This is a genomic window from Verrucosispora sioxanthis (assembly GCF_010560025.1).
In the GTDB taxonomy this organism is placed as follows: Bacteria; Actinomycetota; Actinomycetes; order Mycobacteriales; family Micromonosporaceae; genus Micromonospora; species Micromonospora palythoicola.
In genome coordinates this window covers 378,752-397,061 of sequence record NZ_SAIY01000004.1, presented here as the reverse complement: position 1 = coordinate 397,061, position 18,310 = coordinate 378,752, and the positions used below count along the sequence as shown (strand labels likewise).

Sequence of the window (18,310 nt, the reverse complement as noted above, 5' to 3'; positions counted from 1 at the left end):
GGTGCCCGGGTCGATTCCGACCCGGGCACCGTTGCGTCCGTCGTCCGATCGCGGCGGGCAGCCGCCCGCCGGCTCAGGAGTTGGGGCGCTTGCCGTGGTTCGCGGCGCTCTTCTTGCGGGCCTTCTTCTTGCGGGCCTTCTTCGCCATGGTGACCTCCTCGTGATGGCCGGATCGGGCTGCGGACGACCCCCGTCACCGGAGCCGGTCGCCCTCGCCGACGTCGGGTCTGACCCGTTGATGCTAGTGCCGACGGTACGGGCGGACCGCTGCCGGGGCCGCTCCGCGCCCGCTGGCCGTCCGCTCATGATTGGATACGTCGCAGGAGCCGCGAGGAAGGGGCCGCAGAGATGGCCGAGGAGATCCGCGCCGAGATGGTGGCGAACGTCTGGAAGGTCGTCGCGTCGGCCGGGGACGCCGTGTCCGAGGGGGACACCCTGGTGATCCTGGAGTCGATGAAGATGGAGATCCCCGTGATCGCCGAGTCCGACGGCGTGGTGCAGCAGCTCGCGGTCAACGAGGGCGACGTGGTGCAGGACGGTGACCTGATCGCGGTGATCGGTTGAGTGGCCCGCTGATCCGTCCGGCCGAGCCGGCCGACTACGCCGGGGTCGCCCGGCTCACCGTCGCGGCGTACGAGGCCGACGGCCAGCTCAAGGGCGAGACCGGCTACGCCGACGTGCTGGCCGACGTCTCCGCCCGGGCGGAGCACGGTGACGTGCTGGTGGCCGTCGACCCGGCGAACGGTCACCTGCTCGGCTCGGTCACCTTCGTGCTGCCCGGCACCCGGTACGCCGAGATGTGCGCCCCGGGGGAGGCGGAGTTCCGGATGCTGGCGGTGGACCCGACCGCGCAGGGACGGGGAGCCGGCGCGGCGCTCGTCGAGGCGTGCGTGGTGCGCGCGATCGAGCTGGGCTGCACCGCGGTGACCATCTGCGTACGCGACGGCCACGCCGAGCCGGCGCACCGCCTCTACCGCCGGCGCGGTTTCGTCCGCCAGCCCGACCGGGACTGGAGCCCGTTCCCCGGGGTGGACCTGCTCGCTCTGCGGCTGCCCCTCGGCTAGCCGACGTCGCGGCTCACGGCCGGGCGGGCGGCGCGGCGATCGCGGCGAGCAGCTCGTCGGCGACCTCCAGGGCCACCTGCTTGCGCTCGGTGTCGGTGATGTCCGGTGTGCGTACCGCGAACCAGCTGCTGTGCACGGCGAACAGGGCCAGCACGGCACGGAGCTGGGCGCCGGGGGAGTCGTCGCCCTGACAGAGGGCGGTGGCCAACCGGAACATCCGGTCGCGCAGCTCCCGGCCGGCGGACAGGCTCTTCAGCGCCGTCTGGTTCTGCTCGAAGAACCGCATCACCGAGGGCTGCTCGCCGCTGAACATGGCGTCGGCGTACCGCTCGATGACGGCTCTGCGGGTGGCCAGCGTGGCCGGCTGACTCTCGGCCCAGGCGATCAGCGCGTCCATCCGCTCCAGCCGGTCCTCCACCACGCTGGAGACGATCTCGTCCTTGCTCTTGAAGTGGTAGTAGAGCGCGGCCTTGGTCACCCCGAGCCGCTCGGCCACCTCACGCAGGGACGTCGCCTCGTAGCCCTGCTCGGTGAAGAGCTCCAGCGCCACGGCCTTGATCCGCTCGCGGGTGCCGCCTGTGCTCTGACTCACCCCTACCTGCCAATCCGGTTGACCGTCGTTGCCTGTCCAACTTACCGTCCGGCTAGTAAGGTAACTAGCCGGGCGGCAAGTAAGTGCGCCGCATCTCGGGGGGAGAGCTTACCGATGGCCCAGCAGAACCAGACCGCCGTGCGACCCAATGTCCGGGTCGTGCTCTTCGGTCTGATGATCGCCATGATGCTGGCGATGCTCGACAACATGATCGTCAGCACCGCGTTGCCGCGCATCGTGGGCGAATTCGGCGGGCTCAACCACTTCACCTGGGTGGTGACCGCGTACGTGCTGGGCACCACCGTCTCCACCCCGATCTGGGGCAAGCTCGGCGACCTCTACGGCCGTAAGGCGGTCTTCATCACCGCCGTGGTGATCTTCCTGGTCGGTTCCGCGCTGTGCGGTATGGCCGGGTCGGGCTTCCTCGGCGGCGCCGACGACGGCATGGTCCAGTTGATCGCCTTCCGGGCCGTCCAGGGTCTGGGCGCCGGTGGCCTGATGGTCGGTGTCATGGCGATCATCGGCGACCTGGTGCCACCCCGCGAGCGCGGCCGCTACCAGGGCATGATCGCCGGGATCATGGCGATCGCGATGGTCGCCGGTCCGCTGGTCGGCGGCTTCATCACCGATCACCTCTCCTGGCGCTGGGCCTTCTACGTCAACCTGCCCCTGGGTGGTGTGGCGCTGGTGCTGCTGATCGCCACCATGCACCTGCCCAAGTACCGCACCGAGCACCGCATCGACTGGGTCGGTGCCGCCCTGCTGTCGATCGGCATCACCGGGATCGTGCTGATCACCACCTGGGGTGGCAACGAGTACGCCTGGGTCAGCCCGCAGATCCTCGGCCTCGCCGTACTGGCTGTCGCGGCGCTCGTGGTGTTCGGGTTCGTCGAGCGGCGGGTTCCTGAGCCGATCCTGCCACTGCGGCTCTTCGCCAACCGGAACTTCGCCCTCATCTCGGTGATCGGCTTCCTGCTCGGCTTCGCGATGTTCGGCGCGATGAACTTCCTGCCCCTGTACCAGCAGACCGTGCAGGGTGCCTCGGCCACCAACTCCGGCCTGCTGCTGCTGCCGTTGATGTTCGGCATGCTGCTGGTCTCGCTGGTCGTCGGCCGGGCGATCACCCGCACCGGGCGGTACCGGATCTTCCCGATCGTGGGCGGCGTGGTGATGACCGCCGGGCTCGCCCTGTTGAGTCTGCTGGAGGTGGACACCAGCAGATTCTCCTCGTCGCTCTACATGCTCGTGCTCGGTGCCGGCATGGGCTTCCTCATGCAGACCTCCATGCTGATCGCGCAGAACAGCGTCGCTCAGAAGGACCTGGGGGCGGCCAGCGGCGCGGCCACCTTCTTCCGCTCCATCGGCGGGTCGTTCGGGATCTCCCTGTTCGGCGCCATCTTCGCCAACCGGCTGGCTGGTTCGGCCGCCGGTGGCGCGTTCAGCGGTGGCGGCGAGGCCGGCGCGGCGATGAACATCGAGCAGTTGCGGGAACTGCCGGCGCAGGCCCGCGAGGTGGTGCTCGGCGGGCTCGCCGACGCGATCTCGCACGTGTTCCTCTGGGCGGTGCTCTTCGCCGCGGTGGTTCCGGTGCTGGCCTGGTTCATCCGGGAGATTCCGCTGCGCACCAGCAACGAGCCGGAGTCGGACGCGAGTCGGCAGGAGCAGGCCGAGACCGAGCTGGCCCGGGCACCGGCCGTCTGACGGCGACCAGGGACCGCCGGGGCGCGTCCGGAGGGCGCGTTCCGGCGGCGGACGTCCCCGGCGGGGGTGTCACGGCGCTCGGGACTCGTCACGCCGATCGACGGAGCAGACGGCGTAGCAGGGCGCGTAGGGCCCGCGTGGCGCCACGCCGCTTGCGGACGGTCACGCCGGCCAGCGTCCGCGCGGTGGCGATGGTCTCCGGATCGAGGTCCGGCGTGGCCAGCGCCAGGTGTGCCAGCGAGGCCGCGGTGGGCACCGGATGGTGCCGAACCGCCGTGGCCACCGCCGCCAGCCGCTCGGTGACCAGTGCGGCCACGTCGGTGCGGACCGACGGATCCACCCAGGCGGCGGTCACCAGGGCGAACAGGGCCGCCTCGGCGACCTCCGGCACCTCGTGCGCCAGCTCCACGAGCACCCGTCGCCGGGTGGAATCGGGCCACGGCTCGTCGGTGCGGTGGTGCAGCAGCCCGAGGCAGGTCCAGACCTGCACGCAGCGCAACCACAGCGCCGGGTCCTGGCCGGCGAGCACCCGCCCGAGCGCGGTCTGCGGTGTCTCGGGCGGATGGGCCAGCAGGCCGAGCAGGTCGGCCAGGTCGAGCGTGGCCAGGCCGACCGCCGCGTCGTAGGCCGCCGGTGGGTGCGGCCAGGCGGGGTGGGCGAGCTGGCGCAGGCGGCGGGCGGCCTCCGCCGACGGCGGCGACGTTAGACGCGCCGCCACCGTCGGCTCCGACCCGTCGGCGGGCCCGGTGCCGGGTCGCCCGACCGTTGCGGCGGTCCCGGTTGCCGGTGGTGCCGGCGTCACCTGCCCCAGCCAGGGACGGCCACGGCAGCATTCGGCCAGGTCGCCGTGTTCGTGCGAGTCGTCCGGGTGGTCGCGGACGAAATCCGCCAGCGCCACCAGGTGCCGCACCTCACCATCGCGTTGGAATCGCAGGCGGTGTGCCGTGTGCACCGCACAGTCGAAGGACGGGTTGCGGGCCAGGGCGCGCTCGATCCACCTGAGCGCCTCGTCGAGCCGGCCGTGGTCGGCCAGGGTGCCGGCGATGTCGGCGTACACCGCGAGGTCGTCCGGGTCGTGCTCGACGGCGCGGCGCAACGCGGCGAGCGCCTCCCGGGTCCGGCCGGCGCTGCGTAGCGCGTACCCGAGCCACACCTCGCCCATCTTCGACGGCGCCGCCCGTACTCCCGGCTGGCCCAGCGGACCGCGAGCGGCACCTCCTCCACCCGCCGGGCCAGCGCGGACGCCGTGCCCAGCAGCAGCGCGTGCTCCGGGTGGACGGTGATCGCGTTGCGGGCGAGCGTCAGGTACGGCGACAGGGCGGCCCGGTTCGGTGGCGCGACCGGGTCGGGCACGGCGGCGCAGACCTGCATCAGCACCCGGGCGGCCTGCTCGGGTCCGAGACGCTCGGCCAGCTCTGGCGAGGTCACCCAGGGCACGCCCGCCCAGTCCGCCCCCGGTGCGTGGGCGGTGGCTGCGACCAGCAGATCGAGGCCCTCGGCCGGTCGGCCGGCCGCGGCGAGCAGATGTGCCCGGGCGACCACGGCACCGACGAAGGTGTGGTGCTGCAACGGGAACAGGCCGATCCCGCCGTCGCCGCTGGCGGCGGCCAGCCGGGCGAGGGTCTCGTGCACCTCGGGCAGCGTCGGTGCCCGGGCCAGCGCCGCCGCGACGTGGTCGGCGGCATGCGTCAGCTCGCCGGAATCCAGGGCCCGCCGGGCCAGGATCAGTTCCTCCGTCGCCGGCAGCGCCCGGTCGTCCGTTCCCTCGGCCACGTGGTCCTCTCACTCGTTGGTCCCGGCTGCGCGGTGAGGTCGGGTCAGCGTAGGTGACGAACCCCAGTTTTGGTGATCCACTGCGCACTACTGCTCATTTGATTGCTCAGATCGGATCAAAGATGCAAGACTGAGCAGCAATCGCGCGGATATCGCGCAGGGGAGGGGTTTTCGTGACGCGCCCAGGCAGCGGCATGGCCGCCGACATCGACGAGCAGCCGGCCGGTTACGAGCGATTGCTCTCCACCGAGCACGCCACCCCCATCGCCCGGGTGGCCGCGGCCATCGCCGAGCGTCGCCCCCGGCATGTGGTGTTCACCGCACGGGGCACCTCGGACCACGCCGCGCTGTACGGCGCCTATCTCAGTGAGATCCGCCTCGGCCTGCCTGCCGGCCTGGCCTCGCCGAGCGCGGTCACCCTCTTCGGTGCCCGGCCGGACCTCTCCGACGCCCTGGTGGTCGGGGTCAGCCAGAGCGGCGGATCCCCCGACCTGACGGAGGTGCTCCGGGCCGCCCGCGACTCCGGTGCCCTCACCCTGGCCGTCACCAACGCACCGGACTCCCCGTTGGCGACCACCGCGGAACTCGCCATCGACATCGCGGCCGGGCACGAGCGGGCGGTGGCCGCCACCAAGACCTACACGGCCGAGCTGCTCGCCCTGCTGATGCTGGTGGAGGGGATCCGGGCCGGTGACGGCGCGCTGCCCGCCGAGGAGCGCCGGGCGCTGGCCGACCTGCCTGAGTTGGCCGCCCGTACCCTCACCGACCCGGTCGCGGCACAACTCGCGCCGCGCTACCGCTTCGCCGCCCAGATCGTCACCACCGGCCGGGGGTACGCGTACCCGACCGCCCGGGAGGCGGCGCTGAAGCTGATGGAGACGTCGTACCTGCCGGCGCTGGCGTTCTCCGGCGCCGACCTGCTGCACGGCCCGTTGGCCATGACCGACCCGGACGTGCCGGTGCTGGCGGTGGTCGGCTCGGGACCGGGCGGACGGTCGATGGGCGAGGTGCTGCCCCGGCTCGGTGAGCGCCGCGCCGACGTGGTGGTGGTCGGCTCCGCCGCGATCGACGGAGCGACCCGCCTCGCGGTGCCCGAGGTCGACGAGCGGTACGCCCCGCTACTGGACATTCTGCCGTTGCAGCGGCTGGCCCTGGCGCTCGCCCTCACCCGGGGGGAGGATCCGGACGCGCCGCGCGGGTTGAAGAAGGTCACCGCGACGATGTGACGGTCGGCGTGGCACGCTGGTCGGCGTGTCAACGCTGCGCGATCTCGCCGAGGAGCACACCCGCCTGCGCCGGGTCGACATCGACCACCTGCACCGCATCGCCGGTGACTGGCAGTTGCTGTCCGACCTCTCCTTCGCCGACCTGCTGCTCTGGGTTCCGGTCGACGGTGAGGGCAGCTTCCTCTGCGTGGCCCAGGTGCGCCCGACCACCGCGCCCACCGCGTACCAGGACGATCAGGTGGGACGGATCGTCGGTGGTCCGGAGGTGGCGCACCTGGAGGTCGCCTACGGGCAGGGGCGCATCTGGCGGGAGGGTGATCCGGTCTGGTACGGCGACGTGCCCGCCCGGCACGAGGCGATCCCGGTCCGGCTGCGCACGGCCGACGGCGAGTCCGGCGAGGTGATCGCCGTGGTGGGCCGGGACACCAACCTCTCCACCGCGCGTACCCCCAGCCAGTTGGAGCTCAACTACCTGACCACCGCCGACGACCTGGCACAGATGATCGCCGACGGCACCTTCCCACCGCCCCGGCACCCGGGCGAGACCACCTCGGCGCCTCGGGTCGGTGACGGGCTGGTGCGGCTGGACGCCGGCGGCAAGGTCACCTACGCCAGCCCCAACGCGCAGTCGGCGTACCGGCGCCTGGGTCACGCCTCACTCCTGGTCGGCGAGGATCTCGCGGTGCTGCACCGGCGGCTGGCCGGCGATCCCCTGGACGGCACCGACGCCGCCAACGGCATCCTCGCCGCGCTGCGCGGCGAGGCGCCGCCCCGCCGGGAGATCGACGCGCGTGGGGCGACCATGCTCACCCGGGCCCTGCCGCTGATGCCCGCCGGCGTGCCGATCGGCGCGCTGGTGCTGGTCCGCGACATCACCGAGGTACGCCGACGCGACCGCGCGCTGATCACCAAGGACGCCACCATCCGGGAGATCCACCACCGGGTGAAGAACAACCTGCAGACGGTGGCGGCGCTGCTGCGCCTCCAGGCCCGCCGGGTGGCCATGCCGGAGGCGCGGGTGGCCCTGGAGGAGTCGGTACGCCGGGTGGCGTCGATCGCGCTGGTGCACGAGACGCTCGCCATGTCCAGCGACGAGGCGGTGGAGTTCGACGGCATCGTCGACCGGGTGGCCAACGCGGCGACCGAGGTGGCGGCGACCGAGGTGACCGTCGCGATGCGTCGTACCGGCACCTTCGGCGTGCTGCCGGCCGAGATCGCCACCTCGCTGGTGATGGTGCTCAACGAGCTGCTGCTCAACGCCGTCGAACACGGCTTCCCGCCGGCCGATGACGACGCGCCGGTGCCCGCCGGGCCGCCGAAGGCCGAGGTGGTGGTCTCGGCGCACCGGCTCCGCCGGATGCTCAACGTCACCGTGACGGACAACGGCCGGGGCCTGCCGGCGGGATTCGACGCCGAGGGCGGCGCCAAGCTCGGCTTGCAGATCGTCCGGGCGCTGGTCACCGGGGAACTGCGCGGCACCATCGAGTTGCGTCCCGGTGCCGACGGTGGCACCGAGGCGTTCCTGGCCCTCCCGTTGGCCCGCAGCGCCCCCGAGGGCCGCGGCGGCGGTTGACCTCCTGCCCGTGCTCCGACAGTTCCGGTTCCGGTGCGTTCCCTGTCGGGGAAGGACGAGCCGACGGTCAGCCGCGTCGGGTCAGCAGCGCGAGCGTGATGCCGGAGTGTGGCCACACCCGGGCCACCGCGAAGCGGTCCCGGAGCGCGTCGCCCTTGACGCCGGGCACGGCAGCCAGTGGCTCGGATCGTCGTCCGGCCAGCACCAGCCAGACCCGGTCGACCTCGGCCAGGCACTCCGTCGGCCGGTCGCACTCGGCGGCCCACAGGTCACCCCGACGTTCCTGCCCCTCGACCAGCAGCGCGTCCTGCGGGGTCCGGCCGCCGAGGTGATAGCGCAGGCCGAGGTCGAGAAAGAGCCAGCTGTCGCGGGGTGAGTAGACCACCGCGTCACCGGGCCGCCGACCGCTCCCGACGATCTCGGCCACCGCCCGGTAGTCCACGGTCGCGCTGCGTGGCCACTCGTGGGTACGGCGCAGCGCGGCCTGGTCGGGCAGGCCGAGCAGGCCGGTCAGGGCCACCACCGCGAGCGCGGCGGGCAGCCGGGCGGAGGCCAGCGCCGCGCCGGCCAGCAGGCAGCCGAAGGGCACCACGAAGACCAGATAGCGGGGCACCCAGAGGGGGACGACCAGTCCGGCGAGAAAGAGCAGCAGCACCGGCGCCAGGACGCAGCTCACCGGCAGCAGCCCCCGGCGGCCCGCCCGAGCCGCGCCGAGCGCGGCGAGTCCGAGCAGCACGCCGCCGACCACACTGCTCTGCGTCACCCCGCCGGCCAGCGCGGCCAGGTCGCCGGGTCGGGCGGCGTCCACCCAGTCGAGCTGCCGGGCCCGCTGGCCCCGGGCGATCAGGGCCAGCGGCACCACCGCCGTGGCCACCGGCACCAGGGCGGCGAACCACCACCGGACCACCCGGCCCGGTACTGGCGGCCGCCGCTGCCCACCGTCGCTCGACCTGTCACCCCGGCCACCGGGTCCGCCGTCGGCCCGGACCGCCCTGGTCGCGGTCAGCACGGCGACCGCGTGGGCGGCGAGCAGGGTGAGGGCCACCAGGTGCGTGAGCCCGAGGGCGGTGGTCGCTGCCGCGTAGCCGGCCCAGCGCCACCGGCTGGGCCGGCGCAGCGCGTCGACCAGCAGCAGCGTGCTCAGCACCGCGAGCGCGCCGGCCAGGGCGTACGGCCGCGCCTCCTGGCCGTACCGGGAGGTGCCGGGGAGCACCGCGAACAGCAGGCCGGCGAGGGTGCCGACGCGGGCGTCCCACAGCCGGTGTCCGAGTACCGCCGTCAGCCCGGCGGTCGCGGCCATGGCCAGGGCGGAGGGCAGGCGCAGGGCGGCCACCGAGTCGCCGGCCACCGCCAGCCAGGCGTGCACGAGCAGGTAGTAGGGGCCGGTGGCGGCGTCGATGGTGCCGGCCAGGCGGAACAGGCCGCTCAGACCTCGGGTCGCCGCACTCCAGGTCGCCAACTCGTCGCGCCACGGCTGGGCGGCGTCCAGGCCGGCAAGCGTCGCCAGCAGGGTGACCGTCGCCGGCACCAGCCACACCGGCACCGAGCGCAGTCGCCCGCCGCTCAGCCGGACGCCGATCCCAGTAACCGGAATCGACTTGTCGGACAAATCGCCCACATTGCGAGCCTGCCACACGGTGACGCTCGGGGGAGCCGGCAGCGACCGCCCGTGATGTGGGATCGCGCACGTGACCATTGGCCGGCCCGCCCGAGGTGTGGCAGCATGACGTTCATGACTGCCGCTGTCGTGCGCCGCTTCGTGGCTCGACGCCACGTTGATTACGGCCGCGTGCGCAGCGCCATCTGTCCGGCTCACTGACGACGCCCGACCATCCCTGCCTCGGGCACGCAGCGCGCCGGCCGTGCAGAGACATCGCTGTCCACGGTCCCTCCGGGAACCGGTCGTCGCGCCCGCTCAGCCCCACCGAGGCGCAGCAGACAACGGAGGACGCCGCGATGGCAGTCAGCGAGATTCCGGCCCGCCCGCCGCGGGCGCCCCGGCGCCCCCGTGGTGAGGGCCAGTGGGCGCTCGGGCACCGGGAGCCTCTCAACCCCAACGAGCGGATCAAGAAGGACGACGACCCGCTGAACGTCCGGGCCCGCATCGAGAACATCTACGCCCACCGTGGCTTCGCCTCCATCGACCCGCAGGATCTGCGCGGGCGGTTCCGGTGGTGGGGCCTGTACACCCAGCGGAAGGCGGGCATCGACGGCGGACGTACCGCCGTGCTGGAGCCGCACGAGCTGGAAGACGAGTTCTTCATGCTGCGGGTACGCGTCGACGGCGGCCAGCTCGACCTGACCCAGCTGCGCACGATCGCCGAGATCTCCCGGGAGTTCGCCCGGGACACCGCGGACATCACCGACCGGCAGAACATCCAGTACCACTGGATCCGGGTCGAGGACATGCCGGAGATCTGGCGGCGGCTGGAGTCGGTCGGGCTGCAGACCACCGAGGCGTGCGGTGACTGTCCCCGGATCGTGCTGGGCAGCCCGGTGGCCGGGGTGGCCGAGGCCGAGCGGATCGACCCGACCCCCGCCATCGACGAGATCGTCAAGCGGTACGTCGGCGACAAGCAGTTCTCCAACCTGCCGCGCAAGTTCAAGTCCTCGATCTCCTGGCTGGTGGACACCCCGTACGAGGCGAACGACATCGCCTTCCTCGGTGTCGACCACCCGGAGCACGGCCCGGGCTTCGACCTGTGGGTCGGCGGCGGCCTGTCCACCAACCCGATGCTGGCCCAGCGCCTCGGCGTCTGGGTTCCGCTGTCCGAGGTGCCCGACGTCTGGGCCGGCGTGGTGGGCATCTTCCGTGACTACGGCTACCGGCGGCTGCGCCACCGCGCCCGGCTGAAGTTCCTGGTCGCCGACTGGGGGGTGGCGAAGTTCCGCGAGGTGCTGGAGAAGGAGTACCTCGGCCGGACGCTGCTCGACGGCCCCGCACCGACACTGCCGGAGCGGCCGATCGACCACATCGGCGTGCACCGGCAGCGCGACGGCCGTGACTACGTCGGCGCCGCCCCGGTGGTCGGGCGGGTCTCCGGGACCCAGCTCGCCCGGCTCGCGGACGTGGTCGAGGCGCACGGCAGCGAGCGGGTGCGGCTCACGCCGTACCAGAAGCTGCTGGTGCTCGACGTGCCGCCGGAGCGGACGGAGTCGCTGGTCGCCGGCCTGCGGGAGATCGGCCTGGAGGCACAGCCGTCGGCTTGGCGGCGCGGCACCATGGCCTGCACCGGCATCGAGTACTGCAAGCTCGCCATCGTCGAGACCAAGGCGCGCGGCGAGGAACTGGTGGCCCGGTTGGAGCAGCGACTGCGCGACTTCGACGCGGACATCTCCATCCACATCAACGGGTGCCCCAACGCCTGCGCCCGCACGCAGGTCGCCGACATCGGCCTCAAGGGGCAGTTGGTGACCGGGCCGGACGGGAGTCAGGTGGAGGGCTTCCAGGTGCATCTCGGCGGTGGGCTCGGCATGGCCGAGGGGCGCACCGCCGGCTTCGGGCGCAAGCTGCGCGGCCTGAAGACGACCGCCGAGGAGCTGCCCGGGTACGTCGAGCGGCTGGCCGAGCGCTACCTGGCCGGCCGGACCGAGGGCGAGACGTTCGCCAACTGGGTGATTCGGGTCGACGAGGAGGAACTGCGATGAGTGGTGAGACTCGTTCCGTGCCGCTGTACTGCCCGTACTGCGGCGAGGAGGATCTGCGGCCGAGTGAGACCGGGCATGGCGCATGGGAGTGCCACGCCTGCGCACGGGTCTTCACGGTCCGGTTCAGTGGCCTGCTCTCCCGGGCAGTGAACCGGTGAGCGCCCTGGTCTCCGCCGCCGGCCTGGGCCTGGTCGGCACCACCGCCGTGGCCACCGCCGATCCGTCCCGACGCGATCCGGACGAGCTGCGGGTGCTCGCCGAACGGGCCGGCCGGGAGTTGGAGGGCGCGCCCGCGCCGGAGATCGCGCGGTGGGCGGCGGAGACGTTCGGGGACCGGTTCTGCGTGACCAGCTCGATGGCCGACGCCGTCCTCGCCCACCTGGTCTCGCGGGTCGCACCCGGGGTGGACGTGGTGTTTCTCGACACCGGGCTGCACTTCCCGGAGACCCTGGCCGTCCGCGACGAGGTGGCCCGCACGCTCCCGGTGAACGTCCGCTCCATCCGGCCGCGACTGACCGTCGGCCAACAGGATGGCCAGTACGGACCGCGGTTGTTCAACAGGTCCCCGGACGAATGCTGCCAGCTACGCAAGGTGGAACCGCTGGAGCGGGCGCTCACCGACTATGACGCGTGGGCCGCCGGCCTGCGTCGCGACGAGTCGCCGACCCGCGCCAACACGCCGGTGGTCACCTTCGACGCGCGGCGGGGGAAGGTGAAGGTCAATCCGATCGCGGCCTGGACGCAGGCGGACGTCGACGCGTACATCGCCAGGTGGAACGTGCCGGTCAACGAGCTGTTCCGGCGCGGCTACGGCTCGATCGGCTGCTGGCCGTGCACCCGGCGGACCGGAGCCGGTGAGGACCCTCGGGCTGGTCGCTGGGCGATGTTCGAGAAGACCGAGTGCGGGCTGCACCTCTGACCGGAGGCGCCGGCCCGGCCTTGCCAAGCGACCCTCGGCCGGCCGGCGCGCCGGGTTCGGTTGGTGGTTCCGGGCCGGTTGGCGAGCCGCTGCTGCTGGTCGCCCATGGCAGCCGCGATCCGCGCGCGGCCGACGCGACCAGGGCGCTGGCTCGGGCGGTCGCCGCCGCGCGCCCGCGGGTGCCGGTGTTGGCGAGTTGGCTCGACCACACCGAGCCCGGCCCGACCGAGGCGCTACAGGGGCTGGCCGCAGCCGGGCATTCCCGGGCGGTACTGGTGCCGCTGCTGCTGACCGCCGCCTACCACCGCCGGGTCGACATCCCGGCGGCGGTGGCGGCGGCCCAGCGATCCGGCCCACCGATCGAGGTGCGGGTCAGCGACGTGCTCGGGCCGGTGGGGGCGAGGTGGACCCGGCGCTGCTGGCCGGGCTGCGGCGACGGCTGGACGAGGCGGAGCCGGGCGCGTGTGACGCTGTGGTGCTGGCTGCCGCGGGCACCCGTGACGCCGCGGCCCGGGGGTCCGTCGGCCGGGTGGCCGCCGCGTTGGGCGCGGCCCTGAACCTCCCGACCCGGGTGTCGTACGCCTCGGCGGCGCCGCCGGATGCCGGCGCGGCGGTGACCCGGCTCCGGGCGGCTGGCGCGCGCCGGGTGGCCGTTGCCGCCTATTTCCTGGCCCCCGGGCTGTTCCATGATGCGGTGACGGCGTCTGCCCGGGCGGCTGGCGCGATCGCCGTGGCGTCCCCGTTGACCGACGCGCCAGACCTGGTGGACCTGATCCTCCGCCGAACCACCCCCACCTGACCACTCTGCCGCTCGGGGGCCGTGCAACTTCAGGGTTGTTGCCGCCTCATTCCCGTCGAGGCAGCACTATCAGGAGATTGTGGGGATCATGAGCGGGCAGCAGAACGCCCCGGCGGGCTGAGCCGGCCGGGGCGTCTCGCTTCGTACGTGTGTGGTGGTCAGGCGGAGTGAGCGCGCAGCACCCGGAGGCCGCCGCGACGCTTGACGGCGCGCCGCTCCTCCTCGCTCATCCCGCCCCAGACGCCAGCGTCCTGACCGGATTCCAGCGCCCACTGCAGGCACTGGTCGGTCACGGAGCAGCGCCGGCAGACGGCCTTGGCCTGCTCGACCTGCAGGAGAGCCGGACCGGACGTCCCGATCGGGAAGAACAGCTCCGGGTCCTCGTCGCGGCAGACAGCATGGTGACGCCAGTCCATGGCGGCAACACTCCTCATTCTGGATGGGTGGCAGATGTTGCTTGTTGGTGCTTTTCCTATATGCATCCGCATTGCCGATGGTGACGGTTCGCGTCCGCCATTTCGGCAGTGCGTGAGCAGGCTGTTGGCCCCGGGGGCCTGCTGGAAAAGCTCAACGTGCCGAGCATGTCCAGGCAATATCCCGGTAACTCAAGTTCGCTTGTGAATACTTTCACGAACTCACGCGATGTCAAGGGTGACGCTCGGAAAAACTCCGGACGGTGAGCAAGCCCACAACCCATTTGTCCGGGTTCCAGATCTCTCCGGCTACCCGTCGTACCACAGTCGAGGATCAATATAGTACAGTCCGCCGAACATTGCTGACATTTCCGGCATCCGTCCCGGGTGTCGCAGTCGTCGCGCCGGGGGTGCCGCCGACCACCTCACCCCGGTGGTACCGGAGACCTAACAGATTACTCTGAGTGCGGCGGGAACGCTTGTGAATCTGACTTTTTCCCGCTCGCCAAGATAGTCACCGTCGAGCTGAAACGCCTGCGGACGGCTCGCGACCAGCGTGAACTCGGCCACGTCGTGCAGCCGCAGCACCTGGCGACCGCGTGGATCGGGCGTCGGCGAGAAGAATTGCGTCACGGTGCGTGTCGTGCTGGCAACGCCTAGCTGGCGCAGGGCCAAGACGTCGAGCCCCAGATCGAACGACGCGCCCGGATTCGGGTTGACCTCCCGGTCCCCGACGTACGTCCACGGGGCGGTGTTCTGCACGATGATCGTGGCCAGCTCACCCTCGGTCGCCTCGCCCGGACGCTCCAACTGGATCGCCGGATGCCGGCGCTCGCTGCCCAGCAGGAACTGCGCGCTGAAGGCCCGGAAGTAGAGCGAGGGGGAGGAGACCCGGCCCCGGCGGCGCGCCTCCTCGACCCGGTGGATCACCGACGCGTCGAGCCCGAAGCCGGCGCAGAAGGTGAAGTAGCGGTCGTCGGCCCGGCCGAGACCGATCGTGCGGCGCCGGCCCAGCCGCAGTCCCTCCATGATCATGCTGGCGCCTTCCGGCCATTCCCGGGGCAGGCCGAGGGCCCGCGCGAAGACGTTCGTCGAACCGCCCGGCACGGTGGCCAGGGCGGGTAGCCGGTCGGCGGTCGGTTCGGCGCCACCCGCGGTGGTCGCGGTCATCAGGCCGTTGACCACCTCGTTCACCGTGCCGTCGCCACCGAGGGTGACCACCGCGTCGACGCCCTCCTCGGCGGCCTCCCGGGCCAGCGTGGTGGCGTGGCCGCGCTGGCGGGTGTAACGCACGGAGAGGTCGACCTCACTGCGCAGCGCTCGGACGAGGACGTCACGCGCACGCTCACTGGTGGTGGTGGCCTTCGGATTGACCAGCAGGACGGCCCGCATGGGCGGCACAATACCCCGCACCGCCACCGGTATCGTGACCGCGTGACCATCGACTCCGACCCGGCCCCCGTCACGCTCCGTTTGGCGGTGCGGCTACTGCGCGGCCAGGCGGTCGCCGTCGGGCTGGTCGCCGCCTGGCTTGTCTTCGCGGATCTGACCGCCACCACCACCGACCTGACGTCGGCGCTGCTGGTGACGGCCTTCGCCATCGGTGCCGCGGCCGCCCTCTGGGCGCTGAGCGGCGCACTGCTGCGTCGGCGGGCCGGTGCCCGCGCGCCGGCCATCGTGCTTCAGCTCATGCTGTTGCCGATCGGCTGGTTCATGATCCAGGGCGGGCTCGGCTGGCTCGGCGTGCCGCTGATCGCGCTCGGCGTCGGTGTCACCTGGTTGCTGGTCAGCCCGCCCACCACCCGCGCTCTGGGCTTCGAGTGACCTGACCGGACCCCGGTCACCAACCGGAGGCGCGCCGGGTGAGCAGCGAGATGGTCGCCCGGCCGTCGGCCGCCCGCGCCCCCGCCGAGGTGGTCAGCGCGGTGAGCACCTTCCACGCGAACGACGACTCCGCCGGCAGCCGGGCACCGGGCACCGTCGGCACGGTCACCTCGACGGTGAGCGCGTCCTCGGTGACCGAGAAGCGGCAGTCCAGCTCGGCATCCGCGGCGGCGATGGCGAGCAGCATCGCGCACGCCTCGTCGACCGCGATGCGCAGGTCCTCGATCTCGTCCAGGGCGAACTGGAGACGGGCCGCGAGGCCGGCGGTGGCGGTTCGGAGCACGCTCAGATAGCCGCCGTCCGCGGGCACGGTGAGGTGCACGATGTCGTCGTCGGTCGTCGGCTGGCCGGTCAGTTGAGTCACCACTCATCCCCCCGGTCGGGGACTCTACCCGCTCGGGCCGCCATACGGTTGATGACGCCTCAGCGCGGCGTGCGAGCGACACGGGTTGAACCACATCGGAGCGCCGTTCGGGAGCGGGGCCGAGGACCAACGCGTCGGCGGTCGACGCGTCCGCGAGGGACACGTCGACCGCCGACGCGATGAACCAACCTCAGGTGCCGTACGCGGGCGACGTCACGCCTGCTTGGTCTCCCAGAAGATCTTGGAGATCTCGTCGATCTTCTGGAGCAGCTCGTCCGCCTTGGTCGGGTCGGTGGCACCCTTGGCGCCGGCCGCGCCGGCCAGCTTGGTGGCCTCGTTGAAGAGCTGGTGCAGGTGCGGGTACTTCTCGAAGTGCGGGGGCTTGAAGTAGTCGGTCCACAGCACCCAGAGGTGGTGCTTGACCAGTTCGGCCCGCTGCTCCTTGATCAGGATGGCCCTGGTGCGGAACTCCGGGTCGGTGTTGGCCTGGTACTTCTCGCAGATCATTTTCACCGACTCGGCCTCGATGCGGGCCTGCGCGGGGTCGTAGACACCGCAGGGCAGGTCGCAGTGGGCGCTGGCGCTCACGCGGGGCGCAAGGATGCGTGGAAGTCGCATCGGGATCCTCCATGGGAAGTTTGCGATGATCCAAGACGACATTACTCCTGGACGGTGGTCCCCGAGGCGGCTGGAGGTGAAACCCGTGCCCGCGCCCCGGCTGCGGTGGCCGCTGTCGGCCGTGCTGGTGACCGGACCCTCCATGGCGCCCACGCTGCGCCACGGCGACGCGGTGCTGGTGCGCCGGGGCGGCCGGGCGACCCGGCCCGGTGACGTGGTGATCGCGGTGTTCCGCAGTCGACCGGACCTGCTGGTGGTCAAGCGGGCGGTCCGCCCCGTCGACGGCGGCTGGTGGCTGGCCGGAGACAACGGCCTGGTCACCGACGACTCCCGCGCGTACGGCGTGGCTGACGTGCGGGGCCGGGTGGTGGCCCGGTACTGGCCCCGGCCCGGCCGGGTGCCGCCAAGACCGTTATGAACCTGCTCACATACTGGACCCCCGAGCGTGGCTATGCTCGGAAGTGCCCGGGTGACCCCCCGCACCGCCGCCGCTCGCTCGCCTCACCGTGCGCCCGACCGGCCGGCCCAGTTGCTCGATTCTTCTGGAGTCACCATGTCTTCGTCCACCGTGGACCCTGCTGATCCCGTCTTCCAACTGCACCGCGGCGGCAAGATGGCCGTCGTCTCGACCGTGCCGCTGACCAGTCGGGACGACCTGTCCCTCGCGTACACCCCGGGTGTGGCCCGGGTCTGCGAGGCGATCGCCGCCGACCCGGACCTCGCCCACGAATACACCTGGGCCTCGCGCGCCGTCGCGGTCGTCACCGACGGCTCGGCCGTACTCGGTCTCGGCAACATCGGCCCGAGCGCAGCGCTGCCGGTGATGGAGGGCAAGGCCGTGCTGTTCAAGCAGTTCGGCGGGGTCGACGCGGTACCGGTCTGCCTGGCCACCCAGGACGTCGACGAGATCGTCGCGGTGGTCACCGCGCTCGCGCCGTCGTTCGGCGGCATCAACCTGGAGGACATCAGCGCTCCCCGGTGCTTCGAGGTGGAGCGGCGACTCGACGAGGCGCTGGACATCCCCGTCTTCCACGACGACCAGCACGGCACCGCGATCGTCGTACTGGCCGCGTTGCGCAACGCCGCGACGCTGCTCAACCGCAAGCTCGGCGACCTGCGGGTGGCCGTCAGCGGCGCGGGAGCGGCCGGCGTGGCGGTGACCAGGATGCTGGTGGCCGGTGGCGTGGACCCGGAGCGGGTGGTGGTCTGCGACTCCCGGGGCATCATCTCCCGGCAACGCACCGGCCTCACCGGGACGAAGGCCGAACTCGCCGAACTGACGAACGCCGACGGCCGGCACGGTGACGTCACCGAGGCGCTGCGCGACGCCGACGTGCTGATCGGGGTCTCCGGCGGGCTGATCCCCGAACGGGCGGTCGCCGGCATGGCTCCGGGCGGCATCGTGTTCGCGCTGGCCAACCCCACTCCGGAGGTGGATCCGGAGGTGGCTGCCCGGCACGTCGCGGTGGTCGCCACCGGCCGCAGTGACTACCCGAATCAGATCAACAACGTGCTGGCCTTCCCGGGCGTCTTCCGGGGTGCACTCCAGGCCCGAGCCAGCCGGATCACCGACGCCATGAAGGTCGCCGCGGCCGACGCGATCGCCTCCGTGGTGGCCGAGTCGCTCACGCCGGAGGCCATCGTGCCCTCGCCGCTGGACCCACGGGTGGCACCGGCGGTCGCCGACGCGGTGGCCGAGGCGGCCCGCCGGGACGGCGTGGCCCGCGCCTGAGTTG

18 protein-coding genes and 2 pseudogenes are annotated in these 18,310 nt (G+C 72.3%); 12 read left to right on the top strand and 8 right to left on the bottom strand.

Annotation, left to right across the window (positions count from 1 at the left end):
- Positions 1-73: 73 nt before the first annotated feature.
- Entirely contained in the window at positions 74-148 is a 75-nt protein-coding gene (locus ENC19_RS31840) for a 50S ribosomal protein bL37 (protein WP_370461611.1), read from the bottom strand.
- Between the two features lie 200 nt (positions 149-348).
- Here ENC19_RS31840 and ENC19_RS14585 point away from each other — a divergent pair, with 200 nt between their 5' ends.
- Positions 349-564 (top strand): biotin/lipoyl-binding carrier protein, encoded by a 216-nt coding sequence (locus ENC19_RS14585; protein WP_164447726.1) that lies wholly within the window; start codon positions 349-351, stop codon positions 562-564.
- On the top strand, positions 561-1,064 hold the full coding sequence (locus ENC19_RS14580; RefSeq protein ID WP_164447725.1) for a GNAT family N-acetyltransferase: 504 nt from the start codon (positions 561-563) through the stop codon (positions 1,062-1,064). The genes ENC19_RS14585 and ENC19_RS14580 overlap by 4 nt, the downstream gene beginning before the upstream one ends.
- 13 nt (positions 1,065-1,077) lie before the next feature.
- Here the strand turns inward: ENC19_RS14580 and ENC19_RS14575 are convergent, their stop codons facing one another.
- Positions 1,078-1,656: a TetR/AcrR family transcriptional regulator gene (locus tag ENC19_RS14575; RefSeq protein WP_164447724.1), complete on the bottom strand. Its 579-nt coding sequence runs from the start codon at positions 1,654-1,656 to the stop codon at positions 1,078-1,080.
- A gap of 114 nt (positions 1,657-1,770) precedes the next feature.
- On the opposite strand from ENC19_RS14575, the gene ENC19_RS14570 reads away from it, so the two are divergent.
- On the top strand, positions 1,771-3,357 hold the full coding sequence (locus tag ENC19_RS14570; protein ID WP_164447723.1) for an MDR family MFS transporter: 1,587 nt from the start codon (positions 1,771-1,773) through the stop codon (positions 3,355-3,357).
- Positions 3,358-3,445: 88 nt separating this feature from the next.
- On the opposite strand, the pseudogene ENC19_RS14565 reads toward ENC19_RS14570, so the two are convergent.
- Positions 3,446-5,130, bottom strand: a pseudogene (locus ENC19_RS14565) (tetratricopeptide repeat protein).
- 194 nt (positions 5,131-5,324) lie between these two features.
- Between ENC19_RS14565 and ENC19_RS14560 the strand changes: the two are divergent.
- Together ENC19_RS14560 and ENC19_RS14555 are read left to right on the top strand one after the other, a co-directional pair.
- A complete protein-coding gene (locus ENC19_RS14560) occupies positions 5,325-6,356 on the top strand; it encodes an SIS domain-containing protein (RefSeq protein WP_164447922.1) in 1,032 nt (343 codons plus the stop codon).
- 25 nt (positions 6,357-6,381) lie between these two features.
- On the top strand, positions 6,382-7,929 hold the full coding sequence (locus ENC19_RS14555; protein WP_164447722.1) for a sensor histidine kinase: 1,548 nt from the start codon (positions 6,382-6,384) through the stop codon (positions 7,927-7,929).
- Positions 7,930-7,996: 67 nt separating this feature from the next.
- On the opposite strand, the gene ENC19_RS14550 is transcribed toward ENC19_RS14555, so the two are convergent.
- Positions 7,997-9,496 (bottom strand): glycosyltransferase family 39 protein, encoded by a 1,500-nt coding sequence (locus tag ENC19_RS14550; RefSeq protein ID WP_235944816.1) that lies wholly within the window; start codon positions 9,494-9,496, stop codon positions 7,997-7,999.
- A gap of 389 nt (positions 9,497-9,885) precedes the next feature.
- Here ENC19_RS14550 and ENC19_RS14545 point away from each other — a divergent pair, with 389 nt between their 5' ends.
- The 4 genes and pseudogenes from ENC19_RS14545 to ENC19_RS14535 all read left to right on the top strand — a co-directional run bounded on the left by ENC19_RS14545 (position 9,886) and on the right by ENC19_RS14535 (position 13,295).
- Positions 9,886-11,577 (top strand): nitrite/sulfite reductase, encoded by a 1,692-nt coding sequence (locus ENC19_RS14545; RefSeq protein ID WP_164447720.1) that lies wholly within the window; start codon positions 9,886-9,888, stop codon positions 11,575-11,577.
- A complete protein-coding gene (locus ENC19_RS29320; RefSeq protein ID WP_166458566.1) occupies positions 11,574-11,735 on the top strand; it encodes a hypothetical protein in 162 nt (53 codons plus the stop codon). Before ENC19_RS14545 ends, ENC19_RS29320 begins: the two co-directional genes overlap by 4 nt.
- A complete protein-coding gene (locus tag ENC19_RS14540) occupies positions 11,732-12,496 on the top strand; it encodes a phosphoadenylyl-sulfate reductase (RefSeq protein WP_164447719.1) in 765 nt (254 codons plus the stop codon). The genes ENC19_RS29320 and ENC19_RS14540 overlap by 4 nt, the downstream gene beginning before the upstream one ends.
- Before the next feature lie 89 nt (positions 12,497-12,585).
- A pseudogene (locus ENC19_RS14535) lies at positions 12,586-13,295 on the top strand (sirohydrochlorin chelatase).
- Positions 13,296-13,453: 158 nt separating this feature from the next.
- Here ENC19_RS14535 and ENC19_RS14530 read toward each other — a convergent pair.
- Positions 13,454-13,711 carry a WhiB family transcriptional regulator gene (locus ENC19_RS14530; RefSeq protein WP_007072794.1) on the bottom strand — a complete coding sequence of 86 codons (258 nt, stop codon included), beginning with the start codon at positions 13,709-13,711 and terminating at the stop codon, positions 13,454-13,456.
- A gap of 444 nt (positions 13,712-14,155) precedes the next feature.
- Positions 14,156-15,100, bottom strand: coding sequence for a diacylglycerol/lipid kinase family protein (locus ENC19_RS14525; RefSeq protein ID WP_164447718.1), 945 nt, complete (start codon positions 15,098-15,100; stop codon positions 14,156-14,158).
- 42 nt (positions 15,101-15,142) lie between these two features.
- Between ENC19_RS14525 and ENC19_RS14520 the strand changes: the two genes are divergently transcribed.
- On the top strand, positions 15,143-15,532 hold the full coding sequence (locus ENC19_RS14520) for a hypothetical protein (protein ID WP_164447717.1): 390 nt from the start codon (positions 15,143-15,145) through the stop codon (positions 15,530-15,532).
- 16 nt (positions 15,533-15,548) lie between these two features.
- Here the strand turns inward: ENC19_RS14520 and ENC19_RS14515 are convergent, their stop codons facing one another.
- Both ENC19_RS14515 and sodN read right to left on the bottom strand, forming a co-directional pair.
- Positions 15,549-15,956: an ATP-binding protein gene (locus tag ENC19_RS14515; protein ID WP_164447716.1), complete on the bottom strand. Its 408-nt coding sequence runs from the start codon at positions 15,954-15,956 to the stop codon at positions 15,549-15,551.
- A gap of 213 nt (positions 15,957-16,169) precedes the next feature.
- Entirely contained in the window at positions 16,170-16,574 is a 405-nt protein-coding gene (gene sodN, locus ENC19_RS14510) for a superoxide dismutase, Ni (protein WP_093405250.1), read from the bottom strand.
- A gap of 25 nt (positions 16,575-16,599) precedes the next feature.
- Between sodN and ENC19_RS14505 the strand changes: the two genes are divergently transcribed.
- Both ENC19_RS14505 and ENC19_RS14500 read left to right on the top strand, forming a co-directional pair.
- The gene (locus ENC19_RS14505; RefSeq protein WP_164447715.1) at positions 16,600-16,992 is read left to right on the top strand and encodes a S24/S26 family peptidase; all 393 of its coding nucleotides are present in this window, start codon (positions 16,600-16,602) and stop codon (positions 16,990-16,992) included.
- 135 nt (positions 16,993-17,127) lie between these two features.
- On the top strand, positions 17,128-18,306 hold the full coding sequence (locus ENC19_RS14500; protein ID WP_164447714.1) for an NAD(P)-dependent malic enzyme: 1,179 nt from the start codon (positions 17,128-17,130) through the stop codon (positions 18,304-18,306).
- The last annotated feature ends 4 nt before the right edge of the window (positions 18,307-18,310 follow it).

Coding starts and splice junctions, on each gene's coding strand:
- ENC19_RS14585 (WP_164447726.1), top strand. CDS start 349: ATGGCCGAGGAGATCCGCGCCGAGATGGTGGCGAACGTCTGGAAGGTC.
- ENC19_RS14570 (WP_164447723.1), top strand. CDS start 1,771: ATGGCCCAGCAGAACCAGACCGCCGTGCGACCCAATGTCCGGGTCGTG.
- ENC19_RS14560 (WP_164447922.1), top strand. CDS start 5,325: ATGGCCGCCGACATCGACGAGCAGCCGGCCGGTTACGAGCGATTGCTC.
- ENC19_RS14545 (WP_164447720.1), top strand. CDS start 9,886: ATGGCAGTCAGCGAGATTCCGGCCCGCCCGCCGCGGGCGCCCCGGCGC.
- ENC19_RS29320 (WP_166458566.1), top strand. CDS start 11,574: ATGAGTGGTGAGACTCGTTCCGTGCCGCTGTACTGCCCGTACTGCGGC.
- ENC19_RS14530 (WP_007072794.1), bottom strand. CDS start 13,711: ATGGACTGGCGTCACCATGCTGTCTGCCGCGACGAGGACCCGGAGCTG.
- ENC19_RS14525 (WP_164447718.1), bottom strand. CDS start 15,100: ATGCGGGCCGTCCTGCTGGTCAATCCGAAGGCCACCACCACCAGTGAG.
- sodN (WP_093405250.1), bottom strand. CDS start 16,574: ATGCGACTTCCACGCATCCTTGCGCCCCGCGTGAGCGCCAGCGCCCAC.
- ENC19_RS14505 (WP_164447715.1), top strand. CDS start 16,600: ATGATCCAAGACGACATTACTCCTGGACGGTGGTCCCCGAGGCGGCTG.
- ENC19_RS14500 (WP_164447714.1), top strand. CDS start 17,128: ATGTCTTCGTCCACCGTGGACCCTGCTGATCCCGTCTTCCAACTGCAC.